This window comes from Geodermatophilus ruber, from assembly GCF_900114385.1.
Lineage (GTDB): Bacteria > Actinomycetota > Actinomycetes > Mycobacteriales > Geodermatophilaceae > Geodermatophilus > Geodermatophilus ruber.
Genome location: NZ_FOSW01000005.1, coordinates 182,980 through 203,938, shown reverse-complemented (window position 1 = coordinate 203,938; position 20,959 = coordinate 182,980). Strand labels below are relative to the sequence as shown.

Genomic DNA, 20,959 nt, shown 5'->3' with positions numbered 1-20,959 from the left:
ACCCGACGCCGCTGCCCTCCCGGGAGGAGATCCAGTCATGAAGCTGCGCGAGGAGTTCGAGGTCGCCCAGCCGGTGGCATCGGTGTGGACGTTCTTCGAGCAGCCGGAGCGGGTCGCCGAGTGCGTGCCCGGTGTCGAGCAGCTCACCGTCGTCACCCCCGACGACATCGACGTCCGGCTGACCCAGAGCGTCGGCCCGATGACGGCGACCTTCGCCGCGAAGGTGACCATCGTCGAGCGGGTGCCCGAGAAGCTGATCGGCTTCACCGCCACCGGCAAGAGCGTCCGCGGCGCGATGGGCAACGTGCGCGCCGGCGTCACCGTCCAGCTGGAGCCGGCCGGCGACCGCACGGTCGTCATGGTCGAGGGCGATGTCGCCCTCGCCGGCGCGCTCGGCAGCGTCGGGCAGAAGGTCGTGGCCAAGCAGGCCGGCAAGGTGACCGGGCAGTTCGCCCGCAACCTGGAGCAGGCCCTCGGCGGCGGTTCCACGCCGGCCGCGGCCGCCGCCGCGGTGGCTCCCACGGCGGCTCCCGCCGCCGTGCGCACCACGGGCTCCGCGCTTCCGCCGGTCAGCGACCTGCCAGCGGGGGACCCGTGGTCGAAGGTGGCCGCGGCGCTCAGCGCGGTGTCGGTGGTGCTGAGCATCGTCGCCCTGCGGCGCGGCCGGCGGCGGTCCCGCCGATGACCGCCGCACTGCCCTGGACGGCTCCGGAGGTCTCGCTGGAGACCGAGATCGAGGTCCTCGCCGCGGAGTGGATCAAGCCCTACGACCAGGCCGAGCACCTGATGCGGGCCCGCGACTGGCTGGTCCACCTCAACCCGGACGCGACCGTGGAGATGCGCCTGGCGGCGATGACCCACGACATCGAGCGGATGTTCCCGGGCGGCCCGCGGTTGGACCACCGGGCGACGGAGTGGGACGACCCGTTCTACCTGTACCCGCACTCGTTGCGCTCCGCGGAGTCCGTGGGGGTGTGGCTGGGAAGCATCGGTCCGGCGGCGGCCGAGGTGAGCCTCGCGGAGGTGCGCCGGCTGGTCGGCCTGCACGAGGTGGGCGGCCTGCGCGGCGCCGACGACGTGCAGGCCGGGGACTCGCTGTCGTTCCTCGAGACCCTCGCCGGGCTCACCCGGGACTGGGTCGCGAGCGGCGCCTGCTCCCGGGACAAGGGGGCGCAGAAGCTCGTCTACATGGCCGAGCGGATCCGGGTGCCGGCCGCCCGGGAGCTGGCCGGCCAGTGGCTCGAGTGGGCGCTGGACCAGCTCCCGGCCGAGGACGGGGGCGACCGGTGACCGCCGTCGAACTCCGCGGCGCGAGCGCATTCGTGGAAGCGAACGGGCTGCGCCACCACGTTCTGCGCTACGGCGAGCCCGGTGCCCCGGACCTGCTGGTGCTGCCCGGCATCACCAGCCCGGCGGCGACTGCGGACTTCCTCGCCGTGCTGCTGGCCGACCTGGGCTACCGGGTGACCGTGCCCGACGTGCGCGGCCGCGGGGAGAGCGACCGGGCGCCCTCGGGCGGGTACCGGCTAGTCGACTACGCCGCGGACGTCGCCGGCCTGGTCGGCGCGCTGGACCTGCGCCGCCCGGTCGTGCTCGGCCACTCGATGGGCGCGCGGATCGCCGCGGCCTACGCGGTGCTGCACGCCCCCGACGACCACGGCCTGCTGCTGCTGGTCGACCCGCCGGTGTCCGGCCCGGGCCGCGGCCCGTACCCGACCTCGCGCGAGGCGTTCCTGCAGCAGCTGCACGAGGCGCAGGCGGGCACCGACGCCCACGCCGTCCGCCGCTTCTACCCGCTGTGGCCCGAGCGCGAGCTGCGGCTGCGGGCGGAGGTGCTGGCCTCCTGCGACGAGACGGCCGTGCTGGAGACCCACGAGGGCTTCGAGACCGAGGACTTCTTCGACTACTGGGCGCGGCTCACCCAGCCGGTCGTGCTGGTCCGCGGCGGGGACAGCCCCGTGGTGCCGCTGGCGGCCGTGGCCGACCTGCGGCGCGCCCAGCCCGGCATCGAGATCCACACCGTCCCTCGGGCCGGCCACATGGTGCCGTGGGACAACCTGCCCGGCTTCCTCGACGTCGTGCGTCCGCACCTGCTCGCGCACGCCCCGCAGCACTGATCCCGTAACCGACAGGAGACAGTTCATGGACCAGAACCTGTTCAACTCCATCTGCCTGGAGCAGCTGCGGCTGTCCGGGGTGCACGAGGGCGAGACCGTCGCCGTCCTCTCCCGGGGCGGCGAGCGGCCCGAGTACGCCGACGCCTTCCTGTGGGCCGCCCAGCAGCTGGGCGCGGCGACCTACCACATGCGGCTGCCCTCGCCCTCCAGCGCCAAGGGCGCCTGGGCGGTCGGCGAGTCCGGCCTGGCCGACAACCCGCTGGCCGTCGAGGCCCTGAAGGCCGCCGACATGGTCGTCGACCTGACCTTCCTGCTGTTCAGCAAGGAGCAGTTCGCCATCCAGGACGCCGGCACCCGGATCCTGACCTGCGTCGAGCCGGCGCCGCTGCTCGCCCGGTTGATGCCCACCCGGGAGATCCGGGAGCGGGTCGAGGTCGCTTACGAGCTGCTGGCCAAGGCCAAGGTCATGCGGATCACCAGCCCCGGCGGCACCGACGTCACCTACAAGCTGGGCGTCTACCCGACGATGAGCGAGTACGGCTACACCGACACCCCCGGCCGCTGGGACCACTGGCCGGCCGCGTTCGTGTTCACCGGCGGCGCCGACGACGGCGTGGACGGGCAGATCGTGCTCTCCCCCGGGGACGTGCTGCTGCCCTTCAACACCTACGTGCAGACCCCGGTCACCCTCACCATCGAGGCCGGCTTCATCCGCGACATCCGCGGCGGCCTGGACGCCGACCTGCTGAAGTCCTACATCGAGTCCTTCGACGACCCCCGCGGCTACGGCATGAGCCACGTCGGCTGGGGCCTCGACGAGCGCGCCCACTGGCACGGGCTCACCCAGTTCCCCGGCGGGATGGGCATGGAGCTGCGCTCCTTCTACGGCAACGTGATGTTCTCCATCGGGCCCAACAACGAGCTCGGTGGCCCGAACGACACCCCCTGCCACTTCGACATCCCGATGCGCGGCAACAGCCTCTACCTCGACGACGAGCTCATCGTCGACCGCGGCGAGCTGACCGTCCCGGAGATGCGCCCGGTCAACCGCCGGTGACCCCTGCCCCCCGCTCGACCAGCCCTTCGACCTCCTTGGACATCCTGTGACGAGAACCGACCGCACCACCCGCCACCTGGGTGCCGAGAGCCGGAGCACGGCTGATCGAGCGGGGGGACGGCAATGACCGCCCCCGAGCCGCTCGTCGAGCTGACCACGACCGTCAACGGCGAGGTGGTGACCGCCACCGTGCCGGCGCGGCTGCACGTCGCCGACTTCCTCCGCCAGCGGCTGGGCCTGACCGGCACGCACGTGGGCTGCGAGCAGGGCTCCTGCGGCATGTGCACGGTCGTGGTGGACGGCGAGGCAGTGAAGTCCTGCCTGATGCTGGCCTGCCAGCTCGACGGCCGGAACGTGCAAACCGTCGAGTCCCTCGCCGTCGACGACGAGCTCAACCCGCTGCAGCAGTGCTTCAAGGAGCAGCACGCGCTGCAGTGCGGCTTCTGCACCCCCGGAATGCTCATGACCGCGACCGCGCTGGCCCACCAGGGCGGGCACCCCTCCCGCGAGGAGATCCGCGAGGAGATCGCCGGTGTGCTGTGCCGCTGCACCGGATACGAGAACATCGTGACGGCGATCGAGCGGTACTTCGCCGAGTCCGTGGAGCGACCGGCGGACGAGGCCGCCGCGTCCCTGCCGGGAGGTGCGCGATGACCACCGTCGAGCGCCCGGCCGCGGCCGACCGCTCCGGCCCCGTCACGCGCGGCGTCATCGGCTCCTGGCAGCTGCGCAAGGAGGACGACCGGCTGCTGCGCGGCGACGGCCGGTTCACCGACGACGTCGAGCCGGCGCACGTGCTGCACATGGCCGTCGGCCGCTGCCCCTACCCGCACGCCCGGATCGTGCGCATCGACACCTCCGCCGCCGAGCAGCTCGAGGGCGTCAAGCACGTCCTGACCGGCGCCGACGTCCGCGCCGCCACCGAGCCCCTGGGCGTGCTGCGCCCGGTGCCCGGCGCGCCGCGGCTGCCGTACTACGCGCTGGCCCAGGACGTGGCCACCCACGAGGGCCAGCCGGTGGTCAGCGTCGTGGCGACCAGCCGGCACGTCGCCGAGGACGCCCTCGAGCTGGTCGACGTCGAGTACGAGCCGCTGCCGCACGTCGTCGACGTGCTCGCCGCGCTCGAGCCGGGGGCGCCCGTCCTGCACCCCGACGTCCTGGACTCCAATCTGCTGGCGGCCAACTCCGACGGCAGCGGCGACCCCGAGGCGCGGATCCGCGAGGCCGACGTCGTCGTCGAGGGCCGTTTCCGGATCAACCGGGTGACCGCGCTGCCGATGGAGACCCGTGCCGTCGTCGCCGAGTGGCGCCCCGGCGCCCGGGAGCTGACGGTGCACACCTCCACCCAGGTGCCGCACCTGATCCGCAAGCAGCTGGCCGAGTCGCTGCGGCTGCAGGAGAGCGACATCCGCGCGGTCGCCTCCGACGTCGGCGGTGGTTTCGGCCTCAAGCTCGGCGTCTTCCCCGAGGACGTGCTGGCCTGCCTGCACGCCATGGCGCTGCGCCGGCCGGTGAAGTGGACCGAGGACCGCGCCGAGCACTTCCGGAACTCCACGCACGCCCGCGAGTCGGTGCACGACTACCGGATCGCCGCCGACGCCGAGGGCCGGATCCTGGCCATGACCGACGTCTACGCCACCGACATCGGCGGCTGGAACTCCCCGTTCGGCTCGGCGCAGCTGTCCAGCGTCGTGCTCAACGGCCCGTACCGGGTCACCGACGGGTACGCCGAGCGGCGGGTCACGCTCACCAACAAGACGCCGATCGGCGCCTACCGGGGGTACGGCCAGCCGGAGGTCAACTTCGCCTACGAGCGGTTGATGGACACCCTCGCCCGCCGGCTGGACCTCGACCCGGTGGAGCTGCGCGCCAAGAACATGCTCACGCCCGCCGAGCTGCCGTGGAAGAACCCCACCGGCGCGGTCTACGACAGCGGCGACTACGAGAAGTGCCTGCGGATGGCCGCCGAGGCGATCGGCTGGGACGCCCACCGGGGTACCCCCCGCACCCCGCGGGCCGACGGCCGGATCCGCGGCATCGGCTTCTCCTCCTTCGTCGAGCGCACCGGCTACGCCAGCGCCCGCTTCCTCGCCCGCCGCGGCTCGCAGTTCGGCGCGCACGAGAGCGTGACCCTGCGGGCCAACCGGTCCGGGGGCATCGACGTCTGGACCGGTGTCTCCACCATGGGGCAGAGCGCCGAGACGGCGTTCGCCCAGGTGGTCAGCGAGGTGTTCGGCATCGGGTACGACGCCGTCAAGGTGCACGCCGGTGACACCTCGGCCTCGCCGCTGAACACCGGCGCCTTCGCGTCGCGGACGATGATCGCGGCGTCCGGGGCGCTCAAGGAGGCGGCCGAGGAGCTGGCGGCCAAGACGCTGCGCCTGGCCGCCTGGCGGCTGGAGAGCGACCCGGAGCTGCTGGAGATCGCCGGGCCGGTGGTCCGCCGTCGGGACGACGCCTCCGTGTCGGTGACGCTGGCCGAGGTCTTCGGCACGGCGATCACGGGGCAGGGCATCCCGCCGGGGGAAGAGCCCGGCCTGGAGGCGACCAGCCACTTCGAGCCCGCCGACGCTGCGTACTCCTTCGGCACCGCGGCGGCGCTGGTCGCCGTCGACCCGGGGACGGGGGAGTTCGAGATCGAGCGCTTCGTCATGGTGCACGACGCCGGGACGGTGGTGAACCCGACGGTGGTCGACGGCCAGGTCCGCGGCGCGCTGGCGCAGGGCTTCGGCGCGGCGCTCACCGAGGAGCTGCGCTACGACGCGGAGACCGGGCAGCTGGTCAACGGGTCGATGGTCGACTACTTCCCACCGACGGCGGCCGACCTGCCGCCGATCGAGCTGCTGCACACGGAGGTCCCCTCCCCCGTGACGCCGTTCGGCATCCGCGGCGTCGGCGAGGTCGGCACCATTCCGCCGGGTGCAGCCGTGGCCAACGCGATCTGCGACGCGCTCGCCGACTTCGGCGTCGAGCTGGACACGCTCCCCATCACCCCGGAGGCCGTGTGGCGCGCGCTCTCCGGACGCTCCGACGGCCAGGGCTTCGACGAGGAGCTCACCCCCACCCGAGAAAACCTTCCCGACGGAGGAGTTGGCTACTGATGACCATCGATCCCACAACCGCGGCAGCCTGCGAGAACAGCCCGGCTCCACAGGCTCCCGGCTCCTCCCGGGTCGGCCTCATCGTGCCGAGCTCGAACACCACGATGGAGACCGAGCTGCCGGAGCTGTTTCGCCGGCAGTCGGAGGCCACCGGGCACCGCTACACGTTCCACTCGGCCCGCGCGGCGATGAAGCAGGTCAACAGGGAGGAACTGCTCGCGATGGTGGGAAAGGCGGCCGAGTGCGCGACCGCCGTATCCGACGCCGATGTGGACGTCATCGCCTACGCCTGCCTGGTCGCCGTCATGGCACAGGGCCCCGGCGCGCACAAGGAGTCCGAGCAGGTCATCGGGGAAGCCGCCCGAGACAACGGGCACCCCGCCGACGTGGTCAGCAGCGCCGGCGCCCTGGTGCGCACCCTGCAGACCATCGGCGCCCACCGGGTGGCCATCGTGACCCCGTACATGGCGCCGCTGACCCAGATGGTCCGGGAGTACATCGAGGGTGAGGGCATCGAGGTCCTCGACGCGGTCGCCCTCGAGGTGCCGGACAACCTCGCCGTCGGCCGGCTGGACCCAGAGAACCTGCCGGACATCGCCCGAGGCCTGGAGCGCGAGGGCGCCGAGGCGATCGTCCTGTCGGCCTGCGTGCAGATGCCGTCCCTCGCTGCCGTCCAGCGGGTCGAGGACGAACTGGGGCTGCCGGTGGTCACCGCTGCGACGGCGACCACCTTCGAGGTGCTCCGAGCACTAGGCCACCGGCCGGCCATCAGCGGAGCCGGACGCCTGCTCACGGGCGAGCTGAGCTGACTGGCAGTTTTCGGCACCACGGTCGAGGCCCGATCGGAGATGACTGACGGCGCCGTCGATGACACGAAAGTCCTCCGTCCCTGCTCCGTCCCTGACGGAGCAGGGACGGTTGCGTGTGCTCGGAGGCACCAACCACAGCGGCCCCGATTCAGCTGATCCGGGTACATGGGCGGAGGTGCGCGTGAGCGCGCGCACTGGCATGCCGAAGGGCTCCACCATGGTCGCTGCGCCCTTCCACAACACGAGGAGTCACTGCTGAAGGACGGTTCGTGTCCCGGCGGCGAGCCACTGACGAGACACGTGCTGGGTGTTCCTCACAGGGTGAGGACCAGGCGCAGTGCGGCGTCAACCTGGCGCAGTTCATCGAAGCCGAGGTGCCCGGTCGACTCCCCCAGGCGCTGCGGATCCACAGCACTCGTCTGCTCAACCAGCACCCGGGTCAGGCGGCCCTCGATGGACACCTCAGGACGGAAGGTGGCCGCGCGTGCCGAGGTGGACGTGGGCGCGACCAGCCAGGTCGACAGAGGCAGCAGGTCGGACTGGACGACCACCGTGTAGCGGACGCCGGCCTGCTCATGGCCACGGGCGCCACGAGGAGAGCGCAGGCGGTAGACCTCACCACGCACGCAGCGTCTCCATGTCCCGAAGAACCTGAGCGAGACGGTCTCTCCGGGGCGGGAGCGCGGTGCTCCCGGCCATGCCGAACGGCTATCCGCCGGGCGATCTCCTTCACCGGAACCGCCGCAGCCGCCATGAGGTCGTAGACCTCATAATCGCGAGCCAACCGGCCAGCTACAGGTCGGCGAGTCAGCGACGGCGCCCGGCTGCAGCGATCCGCCGGCTCGAGCCGCTGGAGTTCAGCCTCGAGGAAATGCGGGAGGTCCTCGGACTGCTGTACGAGATGACCGGCCGGGGCGCGCGCCACGGCCGCTCCGCCGGCGGTGCTGGCGGAGCGGCCGGCCATGTGCCGGGAGCTCGCCCGTCAGCGGGCTCCGGCCCTGCACGAGCGCTGCCGAGTTCGCCGACGCCCTACGCCCGCCACGAGGAACGACCACGCCAGACCAGGGAGAGTTACTCATGACCGCGACCGCCCCCACCCGCACGGACACCGCGGGAGGGACGCCGGCCGACGTGGTGGCCGAGGCCGCTCGCCGGCGCACCTTCGCCGTGATCAGCCACCCCGACGCCGGGAAGTCGACGCTCACCGAGGCCCTGGCTCTGCACGCCCGTGTCATCGGCCAGGCCGGTGCGGTGCACGGCAAGGCCGGCCGGCGGGGCACGGTGTCGGACTGGATGGACATGGAGCGCGCCCGCGGGATCTCCATCACCTCGGCGGCGCTGCAGTTCTCCTACCGCGACACCGTGATCAACCTCCTCGACACCCCCGGCCACGCCGACTTCTCCGAAGACACCTACCGGGTGCTCACCGCGGTCGACGCCGCGGTCATGCTCATCGACGCCGCGAAGGGCCTCGAGGCGCAGACCATGAAGCTGTACGCCGTCTGCCGTCACCGGGGGATCCCGGTGATCACCGTGGTCAACAAGTGGGACCGCCCCGGCATGGACGCGCTCGCGCTGATGGACGAGGTGGCCGACCGAACCGGGCTGGCCCCCACCCCGCTGACCTGGCCGGTCGGGATCGCCGGGGATTTCCGCGGCGTCCTCGACCGGCGCGACGGTACCTACCGCCACTTCACCCGGACCGCCGGCGGGGCGACGATCGCCCCGGAACAGGTGTTCTCCGCCGAGGAGGCGCTGGCCCGGGAGGGCGACACCTGGTTGCGCGCGGTCGAGGAGTCCGAGCTGCTGGCAGAGACCGGTGCCGTGCACGACCAGGAGCTGTTCCTGGCCCACGCCAGCACGCCGGTCTTGTTCGCCTCCGCGGTGTCCAACTTCGGCGTCGGCCAGCTGCTCGACGTCCTGGTCGGCCTGGCCCCCGCCCCGGTCGACCGGCCCGACGAGGACGGCAAGCCGCGCCCGCTGGACGCGCCGTTCAGCGGGTTCGTGTTCAAGGTGCAGGCGGGCATGGACGCCGGGCACCGCGACCGGCTGGCCTACCTGCGGGTCTGCTCGGGCGTCTTCGAGCGCGGCATGGTCGTCACCAACGGCCGCACCGGCCGGCCGTTCGCCACCAAGTACGCCCAGCAGGTGCTCGGCCGGGAGCGGGAGACGATCGAGACGGCCTACCCCGGGGACGTCGTCGGCCTGGTCAACGCCGCGGCCCTCGGCGTCGGCGACACCCTCTACGCCGGCGACCCGGTCATCTATCCCCCCATCACCACCTTCGCCCCGGAGCACTTCGCCGTCGCCCGGGCGGCGGACACGTCGAAGTACAAGCAGTTCCGCAAGGGCATCGAGACCCTGGGCGGCGAGGGTGTCGTCCAGGTGCTGGTCTCCGAGCGGCGCGGGGACGGTGCCCCGGTGTTCGCCGTCGTCGGCCCCATGCAGTTCGAGGTGGCCAGCCACCGCATGGAGCACGAGTTCGGCGCCCGGATCACCCTGGAGCCACTCCCCTACAAGATCGCCCGGATCACCGACCGGAAGTCCGCGCCCGAGCTCGCCACCGCCCGGGACGTCGAGGTGCTGCAGCGCGCCGACGGCGAGCTGCTGGCCCTGTTCACGAACAAGTGGGCGCTGCAGGTGCTCGAGCGCAACAAGCCGCACCTCACGCTGACCCCGATGGTCGCCGCCGAACTCGGCTGACCGCGGGGCGGCCGGCCCCCGCCGACGCAGTCAGCGGCAGTGACCGACGCTCCGGAGTGCTACCTCCTTGCCATCACCCCGACTGCCCGTCGCCAGCTCACCGGCCAACTCCCCGACGCCGTCTCCGCGGCCGCCCATGCGTTCGTCCTCGGCTCGCTGCTCGACCACCCCAACCGTCGCCGTCCTCGACGTCGCCCACCGGCGCGACGCATGCCGGACGACCGGCTGACTCGCGGCGGGCGTCAGCCGGCACCAACACCGTCGCAGCGCTCCCCAGCGAGCTGATGCCGTCACTGGTGACTGCCTGTGCCGGGACGGCTGCCACTAGTGCACGTTCGTGGGCGGGCGGGCCTCAGTCCGGCGTGACCGGTCCCGGGGACTCGGGGACCACTCGTCGCCGGTCGGCAGGTGAGAGCAGGGCACCCACGACACCGACCACGGTCACCAGGCCACCGACCACGTGCATCAGGGTGAAGCCCTCGCCCAGCAGCAGCCAGGCGAGGCCGCCGGAGAGGAACGGCATGGCGAGCTGCATCACCGGCGGCAGGTTGGCCGGAACCCGCGACAGCGAATGCGTCGTGAGGAAGTGGCCCAAGGCACCGGGAACGACCGCGATGCTCGCCGCGATCAGCAGGTCCGTGGTGTCGATGCTCGAGACCCGTTCCCCGGTCACCGCGGCGAACAACGAGACGGCCAGACCGGCGACGACCGCCACCCCCAGCAGGAAGGGCAACGCGCCGATGTGGGCCATCGCCTGCTTGGACCAGACGAAGTAGAAGGCGAAGCACACCACGTTCGCCAGCGCCAACGCCATGCCGACCGGATTTCCCTCCGGTCCCGTGGTACCCGCCAGGACGACCAGAGCCGCGCCGACACCCGCGAGCACCGACCAGAGGCGGAAGGCGAGGCCAGGACGCTCGCCGAAGACCACGAAGGCGAGGACTCCGACCAGGATCGGTTGCAGCACCTGCATCAGGGTCACGTCGACCACCGACGTCGCCTTGATCGAGATCATGAAGAACAACTGGTGTGTGCCGAAGGCCAGACCGGCCGCCGCCGTCCACCCCCACCCGCGTCGGCTGGCACGCGTTCCCCGTACGCGGTGTCGCCACAGCGTGAGCGCCCCGAGCAGCAGGGCACCGATCCACAGACGCCAGAAGGACAGCACAGCACCGGACGTGGTCGAGCCGGCGACAAGCACCGGTCCGAGGCTGAAGAGCACGACACCGATCCACAGCATGAGCAACGGCCGCTCGTCCAGCGCCTGAACCGCCCCCGCCCGCGTCGCTGCAGGAGTCACTGAGCGCGACCTCCCGATGTCCGAGGGGGCCGCGGCGGCCCAGGCAGGGTCCCAGCCAGTAGGGGCAGCACCGGAAACCGCACGCGACCTTGCGCAAGCAGCGGAACATCGCCTCGGGCCTGACGTCTTTCGGCACCAGGGCCTGCGCACCGACGGCTGTGACCTCGGTCCGTGCCGCGTGGGTCTCCCCGGTCACCAGGACGATCCGCACCTCGGGTCGGACGGAGCGCAGCGCTTCCGTTGCGCGCCAGGCCGTTCATCACTGGCATGGGCAGGTCCACGTGCACCACGTTGGGGACGGTCCTCTCTTCAGGGGACCCCCTCGGTCCGGAACCCTTCACGCGAACCTACGCGAACTCCGGATGCCCCACGCCGGGCCGCACACGCTTCGCCACTCGGCCGCCAGCGTCATGCTCACCCGCGGCGTGCCGCTCAAGGTGGTGTGCGAGATCCTCGGCCACGCGTCGACCGCCGTCACCGGCGACATCTACGACCACGTCTCCCCCGACGTCGCCGCCAGGCCATGTCGACCCTCGGTGACGCCTTCGACCGGTAGCCGCCGGGCCACCACACCTGGGCCGACGGGGGTCACTTCAGTCCCAGAGTGGGCCGCTCTGAGACAACACGCCGGCTGACCTCGAGGGCGGACTTAAGGGACACGGCCGTGGAATCTCAGGTGACACGCCGCGCAGTGATAAAGGTGCTGATCCGCTGGTTGCGCATCACCGCTTCCGCGGTGGCAGGACCACCAGCGCGACGCCGAGAGCGGTGACCCCGATCCCCACGAACGACAGCCCGCTGACCCGTTCGCCGAAGAGCAGGTACGCCTCGACGGCGGTGGCCACCGGCACGAGGTAGTAGAGGCTGGAGACACCCGCGGCCGTGCCCCGGCGCAGCAGCAGGAGCAGCAGCAGGACGGCGCCGATCGACAGGACCAGCACCAGCCAGACCAACGCGGCGACGAACTCGCCGGTCCACCGGATCGACATGTCCTCGGTCGCCACCGCGACCGCCAGCAGCACAGCCGCGGCCGCCGCGTACTGGACCGCCGTCCCCCAGAGCAGCGGGATGCGGTCGCCGTGCCGCTTCTGGTAGACGGTGCCGAGCGTTCCCGAGGCGAGGGCCACCAGGCACGTGACGAGACCGGCCACCGGAAGCGGCTCGGCCGAGCCGGCGGCGGCGATACCCGGGCCGACGACCAGCACGACACCCCCGACGCCGAGCGCCAGCCCCAGCCACTGGCGCGCCGTGGGCCGCTCGCCGAGCACCCGCGCGGCGAGGACGGCGGTGAGCACCGGTTGCAGGCTGACGATCACCGCCGCCACCCCCGCGGGCACACCCAGCGAGATGCCGTAGAAGACGCCGCCCAGGTATCCGCCATGCAGCAGCAGCCCGGCGACCGAGGCGCGGCCGTACTGCGGGCGGGAGGCCATGCCGGCCGAGCGCAGTGCGACGGCCAGGACGCCGAGCAGGGCCGCGGCGACGCCCAGGCGCAGGCTCAGGAAGGTGAAGGGCTCGGCGTAGGGCAGCCCGTACTTGGCACCGACGAAACCGGTGCTCCACAGCAGGACGAACAGCGCCGGCCCACCCAGCATCTGGACCCGCGAGGTCGTCCCCGTCATCGGCTCAGTCTGACGACGCCGAGCTGATCACCGCTTCCGTGCCGCGCGACACCGGCTCGCCACCCCGGCGCGGTGTCCCGGAGTGGGCCGCTCTGGGAGACGGCCACACTCGTCGCGAAGGGCGGCTTTAAGGGGGACAGCCTTAGCTTCACTCCTCCGAGGCAGCGGCGGAACGACGGTCGGGCTGCCCGCAGTTCGGTTGACTCCTCACCTGGGAGGCTGCGGCCTCGCTGGAAGGACCAGCACCGTGCCCAAGCCGTTTCCCAAGGAGTTCTCCCGGCCGTGCCGGGCGGCGATCCGCCGGACGACCCGATGCGCTCCTGGACTTTCCGCCGCCCCGGCGGGGCGGTGATCAGGGCGTCGTCCTGATCACCGCCTTCGGCGGTCGTGGGCCGCGGCCAGCGCCTGGTCGCGGTGCCGGCTGGGCGGCAGGCCGTAGCGGTCCTTGAAGGCCCGGGTGAAGTGGGCCGCGTGCTTGAAGCCGAGGCTCAGCGCGAGGCTCTCCATCGTCCGGTGCACCGCGTGCGGGCGCTGCAGCGCGGCATGGGCGCGGGCCAGGCGCTCGTCCATGATCGCCCGGGCCGGGGACGTGCCCTCGGTCCGGAACAGGGTGTAGAGGTACCGCTCCGACACCCCGATCGCGCGAGCGATCCCCGCCGGGGTGAGCTCCGCGTCGGTCGCGTGCTCCCGGATGTACCCGCGGGCGCGCTGCAGGTGCACCGCCCGGTGGTCCGCGGGTTCGAGACCGACGCCGGCGTTCGCCGCCAGTGCCGCGGCGACGACGGAGAACACGTTGCCGAGCAGGGGTTCGGCGACCTGCGGGTCCACGTCCTCCACGCACCGGCCGAGGGACTGGAGGAGCCCGGAGGCGAGCGCGCCGACGCCGCTGTCGGCCCTGATCGTCCGCGCCGTCACGGTGTCGATCCCGCGCACCCGGGCGGTCAGCTCGTGCCGGGGAAAGCGGACGACGAGTTGCCGGGCGCTGTCCCGGAACGCCGCCTTGTACGGCTTGGCGCTGTCGTAGAAGACGAACTGGCCCGGCCGGACCAGTTCGGCCACGCGGTCGTCCTGGGCGTAGACCATGTCGCCGTCCAGCAGCAGGCTCAGGAAGAGGAAGTCGTCACCGGTCCGCCTGATGAGCGACGGCGTCCGCACCACCTCGTGGCTGCTCGCCGCGACCGTGCACATCCGCACCGCGCCGATCTGACCGCCGGTGAGCTCGCCGGTGAAGAACTCCGCGGCGCCGGGATCGCCGCGGCGGGGTTCCAGATCGACGAACGCGTCGGAGATCGCCTCGCGCCAGAAGTCGAAGCGTCGCGGCCCGCTCACCTCTGCCGTCGACCGCTGGAGGATCACGCCAGCTGACCTCCCCCGCATGCGAAGCCCCGCCGCCCGCCGGCCCCGGCCGGCCAGCCGAGCCGGCCGGGAGTGTGGCACAGACCGCTCGGGGGCCACCAGCCTCCCCCGGCGACGGCGGGCGTGGTCCCCCGGTCCGGGCCGCCGGGTCCGCCGCCGGCAGTGCGGCCTGGGTCAAGAAGCCGTGCGGGGACGAGCAAGCCACCCCGTGTGACCGCCGCCACGCTGACGTCGCCCACCGACACCCAGCGACGACCTCCGCCCGCGGGCCCGCAGCGGCCTCCCGGCACGGTCACAGGGAGCGCATCGATGACGACGCAGGAACTCCAGGCTCTGGTCGATCAGATCCGCAGCGGTCCGCTCACCTTCGAGGCCGACCCGGCCGAGATCCGCGCGACCTTCGACGGCATGCTCGCCACCTTCCCGGTGGACGAGGGCGTCACCTTCCAGGAGGTGACGCTCGGCGGGGTGCCCGCCCTGCAGTCCTCGGATCCGGGGGCCGACCTCGGGCGGGTCCTGCTCTACCTGCACGGTGGCGGCTACGTCGCCGGATCGGCGGCGGGCTACCGCACGCTGTGGAGCAGGCTCGCCTCGGCGGCGGGCGTGCGGGGCGTGGCGCCGGAGTACCGGCTGGCCCCGGAGCACCCCTTCCCGGCCGCGGTCGAGGACGCCGTCGCCGCCTATCGGGCCCTGCTCGACGAGGGCGTGGCGCCGGAGGACATCGCCGTCGGCGGGGACAGCGCCGGCGGTGGCCTCGCGGTCGCCCTGCTGGTCGCCGCCCGCGACCAGGGGCTGCCGATGCCGTCGTCGGTCACCCTGCTCTCCCCGTGGACCGACCTCGCGTGCTCCGGGGCGTCCATGGACGGCAAGGCTGCCGCCGACCCCTCCCTGACCCCGGCCGGCCTGCGGCTGCGCGCGGCCGACTACCTCGCCGGGCACGCCGCCGACGACCCGCTGGCCAGCCCCGTCGGGGCGGACCTGACCGGCCTCCCGCCGATGCTCGTCCAGGTCGGGACGGCGGAGGTCCTCCTGGACGACGCGACCCGCCTGGCCGCCCGCGCCGCGGTGTGCGACGTCCGCACGAGCCTGGAGATCTGGCCGGCGATGGTGCACGTGTTCGCGATGTTCGGCTTCGCCCTCAGCGAGGGCCGCGAGGTCGTCGACCAGTGCGGCGCGTTCGTCCGCCGCCACTTCCGGAAGTGAGGGCAACCCTGATGAGCACGGACAAGACGTACGACGTCGTGGTCGTGGGCGCCGGTTTCGCCGGCCTCTACATGCTCCACCGGGCCCGGACCGCGGGGCTGTCCGCGCACCTGTACGAGGCCGGCGACGCGGTCGGCGGCACCTGGTACTGGAACCGCTACCCGGGTGCGCGCTGCGACTTCGAGAGCCTCGACTACTCCTACTCCTTCGACGAGACGCTGCAGCAGGAGTGGGACTGGCCGGAGCGGTACTCCGGCCAGAAGGAGATCCAGCGCTACCTCGAGCACGTCACCGACCGCTTCGGCCTCCGCGCCGACATCACCTTCGGCACCCGTGTCACCGGGGCGGAGTTCGACGAGGCGGAGTGCCTGTGGACGCTCTCCGCGGCGAGCGGTCCGCTGACGCGCGCCCACCACGTCGTCATGGCCACCGGTTCGCTGTCGACGCCGCGCCTGCCCGACATCCCCGGCATCGACACCTTCGCCGGCCGGCGGTTCCACACGGCCGCCTGGCCCGACGAGGAGGTCGACTTCACCGGCCGGCGGGTCGCCGTCATCGGCACCGGCTCCTCCGGGGTGCAGGTCTCGGTCGAGATCGCGAAGCAGGCCGAGCACCTGTACGTCCTGCAGCGGACGCCCAGCTACGTCGTCCCGGCGCTGCACGAGCCGCTGGACGCCGAGACCCTCGCCGACGAGAAGACCCGGTACGCCGAGCGGCGGGCGCTGGCGCTGAGGGCGCCGCTGGGCGTCGACTTCGCCACCCGTCCCGAGCCGACGATGTCGCTGTCCGAGGAGGACTGCCGCGCCGAGTTCGAGAAGCGCTGGCCGGTCGGCGGGGCGGCCATCCTCGCCGCCTTCCCCGACCTCATCGTCGACGCAGAGGCGAACGAGCGGCTCGCGAACTACCTCAAGGACAAGGTGCGCGAGATCGTCGAGGACCCGCGGACGGCGGAGCTGCTCGCCTCGATGGACTACCCGGTCGGGGCCCGTCGGCTCGTGGTCGGCCCGGGCTTCCACACGATGTTCAACCAGCCGAACGTCGAGCTCGTCGACGTCAAGGGCTCGCCGATCGTGGAGGTCACCCCCACGGGCATCCGCACCGCGGACGGCTCCTACGACGTGGACGACATCGTCTTCGCGACCGGCTTCGACGCGATGACCGGCGCGCTGCTGGCGATCGACGTCCGCGGACGCGGGGGCGAGTCGTTGGCCGAGCACTGGGCGGCCGGCCCGGTGACCTACCTGGGGCTGCAGGCCGCGGCCTTCCCCAACCTGTTCCTCATCACCGGCCCCGGGAGCCCGTCGGTCTTCAGCAACATGGTGCGGTCCATCGAGCAGCACGTGGAGTTCGTGGCCGACCTGCTGGTCGCGCTGCGCGAGCGGGGCGCGAGCACCGTGGAGCCCACGCCGGCGGCGGAGGCCGACTGGGTGCGGCACGTCAACGACGTCGCGGGCCAGACCTTGATGCTCAGGACGGCGTCCTGGTACATGGGAGCGAACGTCCCCGGCAAGCCGCGGGTCTTCATGCCCTACGTGGGCGGAGTCCCGGCCTATCGAGAGATCTGCGACAAGGTGGCGGCCAACGGCTACGACGGCCTGGTCATCGCCTAGTCGCCGGTGGCCCTCTCCCCCATCCGATCACCCCAACGAACCGAGGAGAACTGTTGAAGATCACTGCAGCCGTCGTGGAAGAGCTGCACGGCCCGTTCGTCGTCAGGGACGTCGAGCTCGACGAGCCCGGCCCCGGTGACGTCCTGGTCAAGGTCGCCGCCACCGGCTTCTGCCACACCGACGGGATCGCCCGCGACGGTGACCTGCCGTTCCCGCTGCCCGGTGTGCTCGGGCACGAGGGCGCCGGCACCGTGGTCGCGGTGGGGGCGGGGGTCACCGGCGTCCGCGAGGGGCAGAACGTCGTCCTGGGGTGGCCCTCCTGCGGCGCCTGCCGCAACTGCACGGCCGGGCAGCCCCGCTACTGCCTGCGCATGGGTGAGCTGGTCGGTGGTGGGCACCGGCTCGACGGTGCCTCCGCGCTGCGCACGACCGATGGCAACCCGCTGGCCAGCCACTTCTTCGGCCAGTCCTCGTTCGCCACCTACTCGATGACCACCGCGTCGTCGCTGGTGCCGATCCCCGAGGGGCTGCCGGTCGAGCTCATGGGCCCGCTGGCCTGCGGGCTGGCGACCGGCGCGGGCGCGGTGTTCAACACCGTCCGCCCGGAGCCGGGCTCGTCGATCGTCGTCTACGGCGTCGGCACGGTGGGGCTGGCCGCGGTCATGGCCGCACGGAACTCCGCGGCGACCACGATCATCGCCGTCGACCGGCACGCCTCCCGGCTGAAGCTGGCCGAGGGGCTGGGCGCGACGCACACGATCGACGCGACGGACACCGACCCGGTGCAGGCGGTCCAGGACATCTGCGGCGGGCCGGCCGACGCCGCGCTGGACTGCACCGGGATCATCTCCGTCGTCCGCCAGGCGATCGACTCGGTCGGCATGCTCGGCACCGCGCTGCTCATCGGCGGTGCCCCGGCCGGCGCGGAGTTCAGCGCCGACCACCTCACCACCCTGTGGGGAAAGACGATCCGCGGGACCCTCGGCGGCAGCGGCCACGGCCAGCAGACGATCGCCGCGCTCATGGACCTGCACGCCCAGGGCCGGTTCCCGTTCGACAAGCTCGTCGAGTACTTCCCGCTGGAGCGCATCCAGGACGCCGTCGAGGCCTCCCACAGCGGCGCCGTCGTCAAGCCCATCCTCACGATGCCGCACTGACACCGGCCGCACAGACACCGGCCGCTGCTCCGGGACCCGGTCTGTCCGGTCCCGAAGCAGCGGCTCGGCGGCCTGCCTCGGCCCTCAGTCAGTCCTCCGCGCCTCAGTGCTGGCGGAGCGTCCCGCTCCTTCGAGAAGCAAGGGCTACCAGGGTCGGTCGCGGCGCACCACGCCGAGGACACCGCGCAGGCGGTCTACGAGCGTGGAGGTGGCGGCATCGGCGGGTTCGACGGCGTCGAGCACCTCCAATGCCTCGTCCACGCTCTTGCGCAGCGCGTCCCGCTCGGCGGCGCGTTCGGCGAGCTCGGTGTGCAGCCGGTAGAGGTCGACGAACACGGCCACCTTGGACCGCAGGACCCACGGATCGAAGGGTTTGGTGATGTAGTCGACCGCGCCCGCCTGGTAGCCGCGGAAGGCCATGTGGGGGTCGTAGTCGGCCGCGGTGAGGAACAGGATCGGGATGTGCCGGGTCCGCTCCCGCTGCTTGACGTGCCGGGCGGTCTCGAAGCCGTCCATCCCCGGCATGCGGGCGTCGAGGAGGATCAGCGCGTAGTCCTTGACCAGCAGCTGCTTGAGCGCGTCCTCACCGTTGGTGACCGGCACGACCTCGATGGGCAGACCCTCCAGGATCGCCTGCAGCGCGAGCAGGTTCTCCCGCCGGTCGTCGACCGCGAGGACCCGGACCGGCGCGGTCATGGCTGACCGCCGTCCTCGCGGACCGTCGCCTTCCCGTTGCCGGTCACCCATGACGCCATGATCGCCAGCAGCTCGTCGAGGTCGACGGGCTTGGTGACGTAGTCGGTGGCGCCTGCGGCCAGGCTGGACTCCCGATCACCGGGCATCGCCTTCGCCGTCAGGAACACGATCGGCAGGTCCTGCCACTGCGGCAGCGCCCGGATCCGGCGGGTGGTCGCGTTGCCGTCGAGGTCGGGCATCATCGCGTCCATCAGCACGATGCGGACCTCCGGGTGCTCGCCGAGCAGGGCGATGCCGTCGAGGCCGTTGTCGGCGTAGAGCACCTCGAGGCCGTGCATCTCCAGCGCGCTGGTGAGGGCGAAGACGTTGCGGACGTCGTCGTCGACGATGAGCACCGTGGTCCCGGACAGGTCCGGCGCAGGATGCACCGTCGACGGCGCAGCGGCGCGCAGGATGGGCCCGCCTCGGTCGGCGCCTTCCGGCGGCGCTTCGGCCACGTGCCGGGGTGGGACGCCGGACGCCGCCGGGGTGGTGACCGGGCACTCGTCGGGCAACAGCAGGGTGAACACCGACCCGCTGCCCGGTTCGGACGACACCTCGATCCTGCCGCCCAGCAGACCGGCCAGCTCCTTGGAGATCGACAGGCCCAGCCCGGTGCCACCGTACTTGCGGCTGGTGGTGCCGTCGGCCTGCTGGAACGCCTCGAAGATCATCGCCAGCTTCTCGCCCGGGATCCCGATCCCGGTGTCGCGCACCGCGAACGTGACGACCGAGCGGGCGCCGTCGAGCGAGGGCACCCCGTGGAGCGTGCGCGGTGACGCCAGGCCGACCTCCAGCGTGACGCTGCCGGTGTCGGTGAACTTGATGGCGTTGGCCAGCAGGTTGCGCAGGATCTGGTGCAGCCGCTGGGCGTCGGTGGTGATCGACGAGGGCAGCTCCGCCGCCGTCTCGACGCGCAGTTCGAGGCCCTTGTCCTCGGCCTGGACACCGAACGCCTGCTCCACCTCGGCACACACGTCGGCGAGCTCCACCGGGGCGGGGTGGATGTCCACCCGGCCGGCCTCGATCTTGGACAGGTCGAGGATGTCCTCGATCAGGCGCAGCAGCTCCGTCGCGGAGGCGTGGATCGTCCTGGCGAACTCGGTCTGCTTCGAGGTCAGGTTCGAGTCCCGGTTGTCCGCGAGCAACCGGGAGAGCAGCAGCAGCGAGTTGAGCGGGGTGCGCAGCTCGTGGCTCATGTTCGCCAGGAACTCGGACTTGTACTGGTTGGCCAGCGCCAGCTGCTGCGCCTTCTCCTCGACCCCGCGCCGCGCCGCGTCGATCTCCATGTTCTTGAGCTCGACGTTGCGGTTCTGCTCGGACAGCTGCAGCGCCTTCTCCTCCAGCTCGGCGTTGGTGCGCTGCAGCTCCGCGGACTGGTCCTGCAGCTCCGTGGTCAGCCGCTGGGACTGCGCGAGCAGCTGCTCGGTGCGCCGACCGGCCTGGATGGTCGCGAGCGCGACGCCGATCGTGGCGACCAGCCGCTCCAGGAAGGTCAGGTGCAACGCCGAGAACGGCGTGGTCGCGCCGAGCTCGATCACCCCCAGCGACTCGCCCTCGAACAGGACGGGGAGCACGACGATGGCCCCCGGAGCGGCGGTACCGGTCCCGGAGCGCACGTCCAGGTACCCCGCGGGCAGCTCGGTGACGACGATGCTCTGCTTGCTCGCCGCCGCCTGCCCGACCAGGCCTTCTCCGAGGCGGTACTCCTGCGGCGGGTCCTCGACGGGCAGCCCGTAGCCGGCGCGCATCACCCAGCACGCAGGCGCACCCGCCTCGGCGAGATCACCCGGATCGGCGGCCAGGAAGAAGGTGCCGACCTGCGCGCCCACCAGCGGCGCGACCTCCTCCATGATCAGCTGGCCGACGTCGCCGAGGTCGCGCTGGCCCTGCAGCAGGCCACCGATGCGGGCGAGGTTGGAGTCCAGCCAGCCCTGCTCGGCGTTCTCCGCCGTGGTCTCCCGCAGCGCCGCGATCATCTGGTTGATGTTGTCCTTGAGCTCGGCGACCTCGCCGAACGCCGCGACCTGGATCTGCTGGGTGAGGTCGCCGCGGGCCACCGCGGTCGACACCGCCGCGATCGCGCGCAGCTGGGTGGTGAGCGTGCCGGCCAGCTGGTTGACGCTCTCGGTGAGGTCCCGCCAGGTGCCCGACACCCCGCGCACCTGCGCCTGGCCGCCGAGCTTGCC

The 20,959-nt window shown here is 72.3% G+C and carries 18 protein-coding genes; 12 read left to right on the top strand and 6 right to left on the bottom strand.

The window, feature by feature from the left end:
- Positions 1 to 37: 37 nt before the first annotated feature.
- From BMZ50_RS10525 to BMZ50_RS10495, 7 genes are all read left to right on the top strand, one after another.
- A complete protein-coding gene (locus BMZ50_RS10525; protein WP_091323986.1) occupies positions 38 to 685 on the top strand; it encodes an SRPBCC family protein in 648 nt (215 codons plus the stop codon).
- Positions 682 to 1,290, top strand: coding sequence for a hypothetical protein (locus BMZ50_RS10520; RefSeq protein ID WP_091323983.1), 609 nt, complete (start codon positions 682 to 684; stop codon positions 1,288 to 1,290). The genes BMZ50_RS10525 and BMZ50_RS10520 overlap by 4 nt, the downstream gene beginning before the upstream one ends.
- Positions 1,287 to 2,117 carry an alpha/beta fold hydrolase gene (locus BMZ50_RS10515; RefSeq protein ID WP_177212744.1) on the top strand — a complete coding sequence of 277 codons (831 nt, stop codon included), beginning with the start codon at positions 1,287 to 1,289 and terminating at the stop codon, positions 2,115 to 2,117. Before BMZ50_RS10520 ends, BMZ50_RS10515 begins: the two co-directional genes overlap by 4 nt.
- A gap of 25 nt (positions 2,118 to 2,142) precedes the next feature.
- Positions 2,143 to 3,174: a 2,5-dihydroxypyridine 5,6-dioxygenase NicX family protein gene (locus BMZ50_RS10510; protein ID WP_143087151.1), complete on the top strand. Its 1,032-nt coding sequence runs from the start codon at positions 2,143 to 2,145 to the stop codon at positions 3,172 to 3,174.
- A 123-nt stretch (positions 3,175 to 3,297) separates the two neighbouring features.
- Entirely contained in the window at positions 3,298 to 3,828 is a 531-nt protein-coding gene (locus BMZ50_RS10505; RefSeq protein ID WP_091323978.1) for a (2Fe-2S)-binding protein, read from the top strand.
- Entirely contained in the window at positions 3,825 to 6,275 is a 2,451-nt protein-coding gene (locus tag BMZ50_RS10500) for a xanthine dehydrogenase family protein molybdopterin-binding subunit (protein WP_091323976.1), read from the top strand. Before BMZ50_RS10505 ends, BMZ50_RS10500 begins: the two co-directional genes overlap by 4 nt.
- Positions 6,275 to 7,084, top strand: coding sequence for a maleate cis-trans isomerase family protein (locus BMZ50_RS10495; RefSeq protein WP_245753539.1), 810 nt, complete (start codon positions 6,275 to 6,277; stop codon positions 7,082 to 7,084). The genes BMZ50_RS10500 and BMZ50_RS10495 overlap by 1 nt, the downstream gene beginning before the upstream one ends.
- 314 nt (positions 7,085 to 7,398) lie before the next feature.
- On the opposite strand, the gene BMZ50_RS10490 is transcribed toward BMZ50_RS10495, so the two are convergent.
- Positions 7,399 to 7,710, bottom strand: a complete 312-nt coding sequence (locus tag BMZ50_RS10490) for a type II toxin-antitoxin system PemK/MazF family toxin (protein WP_091323974.1) — start codon at positions 7,708 to 7,710, stop codon at positions 7,399 to 7,401.
- A gap of 451 nt (positions 7,711 to 8,161) precedes the next feature.
- Here BMZ50_RS10490 and BMZ50_RS10485 point away from each other — a divergent pair, with 451 nt between their 5' ends.
- Positions 8,162 to 9,787, top strand: coding sequence for a peptide chain release factor 3 (locus tag BMZ50_RS10485; protein WP_091323971.1), 1,626 nt, complete (start codon positions 8,162 to 8,164; stop codon positions 9,785 to 9,787).
- 352 nt (positions 9,788 to 10,139) lie between these two features.
- Here BMZ50_RS10485 and BMZ50_RS10480 read toward each other — a convergent pair whose 3' ends face one another.
- Complete coding sequence (locus BMZ50_RS10480; protein WP_143087150.1) at positions 10,140 to 11,087, bottom strand: DMT family transporter; 948 nt, start codon at positions 11,085 to 11,087, stop codon at positions 10,140 to 10,142.
- A 362-nt stretch (positions 11,088 to 11,449) separates the two neighbouring features.
- On the opposite strand from BMZ50_RS10480, the gene BMZ50_RS25255 reads away from it, so the two are divergent.
- Positions 11,450 to 11,722, top strand: coding sequence for a tyrosine-type recombinase/integrase (locus tag BMZ50_RS25255; protein ID WP_091323965.1), 273 nt, complete (start codon positions 11,450 to 11,452; stop codon positions 11,720 to 11,722).
- 87 nt (positions 11,723 to 11,809) lie between these two features.
- Here BMZ50_RS25255 and BMZ50_RS10470 read toward each other — a convergent pair whose 3' ends face one another.
- Both BMZ50_RS10470 and BMZ50_RS10465 read right to left on the bottom strand, forming a co-directional pair.
- On the bottom strand, positions 11,810 to 12,709 hold the full coding sequence (locus tag BMZ50_RS10470) for a DMT family transporter (RefSeq protein ID WP_091323963.1): 900 nt from the start codon (positions 12,707 to 12,709) through the stop codon (positions 11,810 to 11,812).
- A 369-nt stretch (positions 12,710 to 13,078) separates the two neighbouring features.
- Positions 13,079 to 14,065, bottom strand: coding sequence for an AraC-like ligand-binding domain-containing protein (locus BMZ50_RS10465; protein ID WP_177212743.1), 987 nt, complete (start codon positions 14,063 to 14,065; stop codon positions 13,079 to 13,081).
- A gap of 309 nt (positions 14,066 to 14,374) precedes the next feature.
- On the opposite strand from BMZ50_RS10465, the gene BMZ50_RS10460 reads away from it, so the two are divergent.
- The 3 genes from BMZ50_RS10460 to BMZ50_RS10450 are packed head-to-tail and all read left to right on the top strand — an operon-like array spanning position 14,375 to position 18,035.
- Positions 14,375 to 15,268, top strand: coding sequence for an alpha/beta hydrolase (locus BMZ50_RS10460; RefSeq protein ID WP_091323961.1), 894 nt, complete (start codon positions 14,375 to 14,377; stop codon positions 15,266 to 15,268).
- Positions 15,269 to 15,279: 11 nt separating this feature from the next.
- The gene (locus BMZ50_RS10455; RefSeq protein ID WP_091323959.1) at positions 15,280 to 16,878 is read left to right on the top strand and encodes a flavin-containing monooxygenase; all 1,599 of its coding nucleotides are present in this window, start codon (positions 15,280 to 15,282) and stop codon (positions 16,876 to 16,878) included.
- 53 nt (positions 16,879 to 16,931) lie between these two features.
- Positions 16,932 to 18,035, top strand: a complete 1,104-nt coding sequence (locus BMZ50_RS10450) for an NAD(P)-dependent alcohol dehydrogenase (RefSeq protein ID WP_091323957.1) — start codon at positions 16,932 to 16,934, stop codon at positions 18,033 to 18,035.
- Between the two features lie 144 nt (positions 18,036 to 18,179).
- On the opposite strand, the gene BMZ50_RS10445 is transcribed toward BMZ50_RS10450, so the two are convergent.
- Positions 18,180 to 18,731 carry a response regulator gene (locus BMZ50_RS10445; protein ID WP_091323956.1) on the bottom strand — a complete coding sequence of 184 codons (552 nt, stop codon included), beginning with the start codon at positions 18,729 to 18,731 and terminating at the stop codon, positions 18,180 to 18,182.
- On the bottom strand, positions 18,728 to 20,959 hold a 2,232-nt coding region (locus BMZ50_RS10440), incomplete at its 5' end, for an ATP-binding protein (protein ID WP_091323954.1). The genes BMZ50_RS10440 and BMZ50_RS10445, both read right to left, overlap by 4 nt.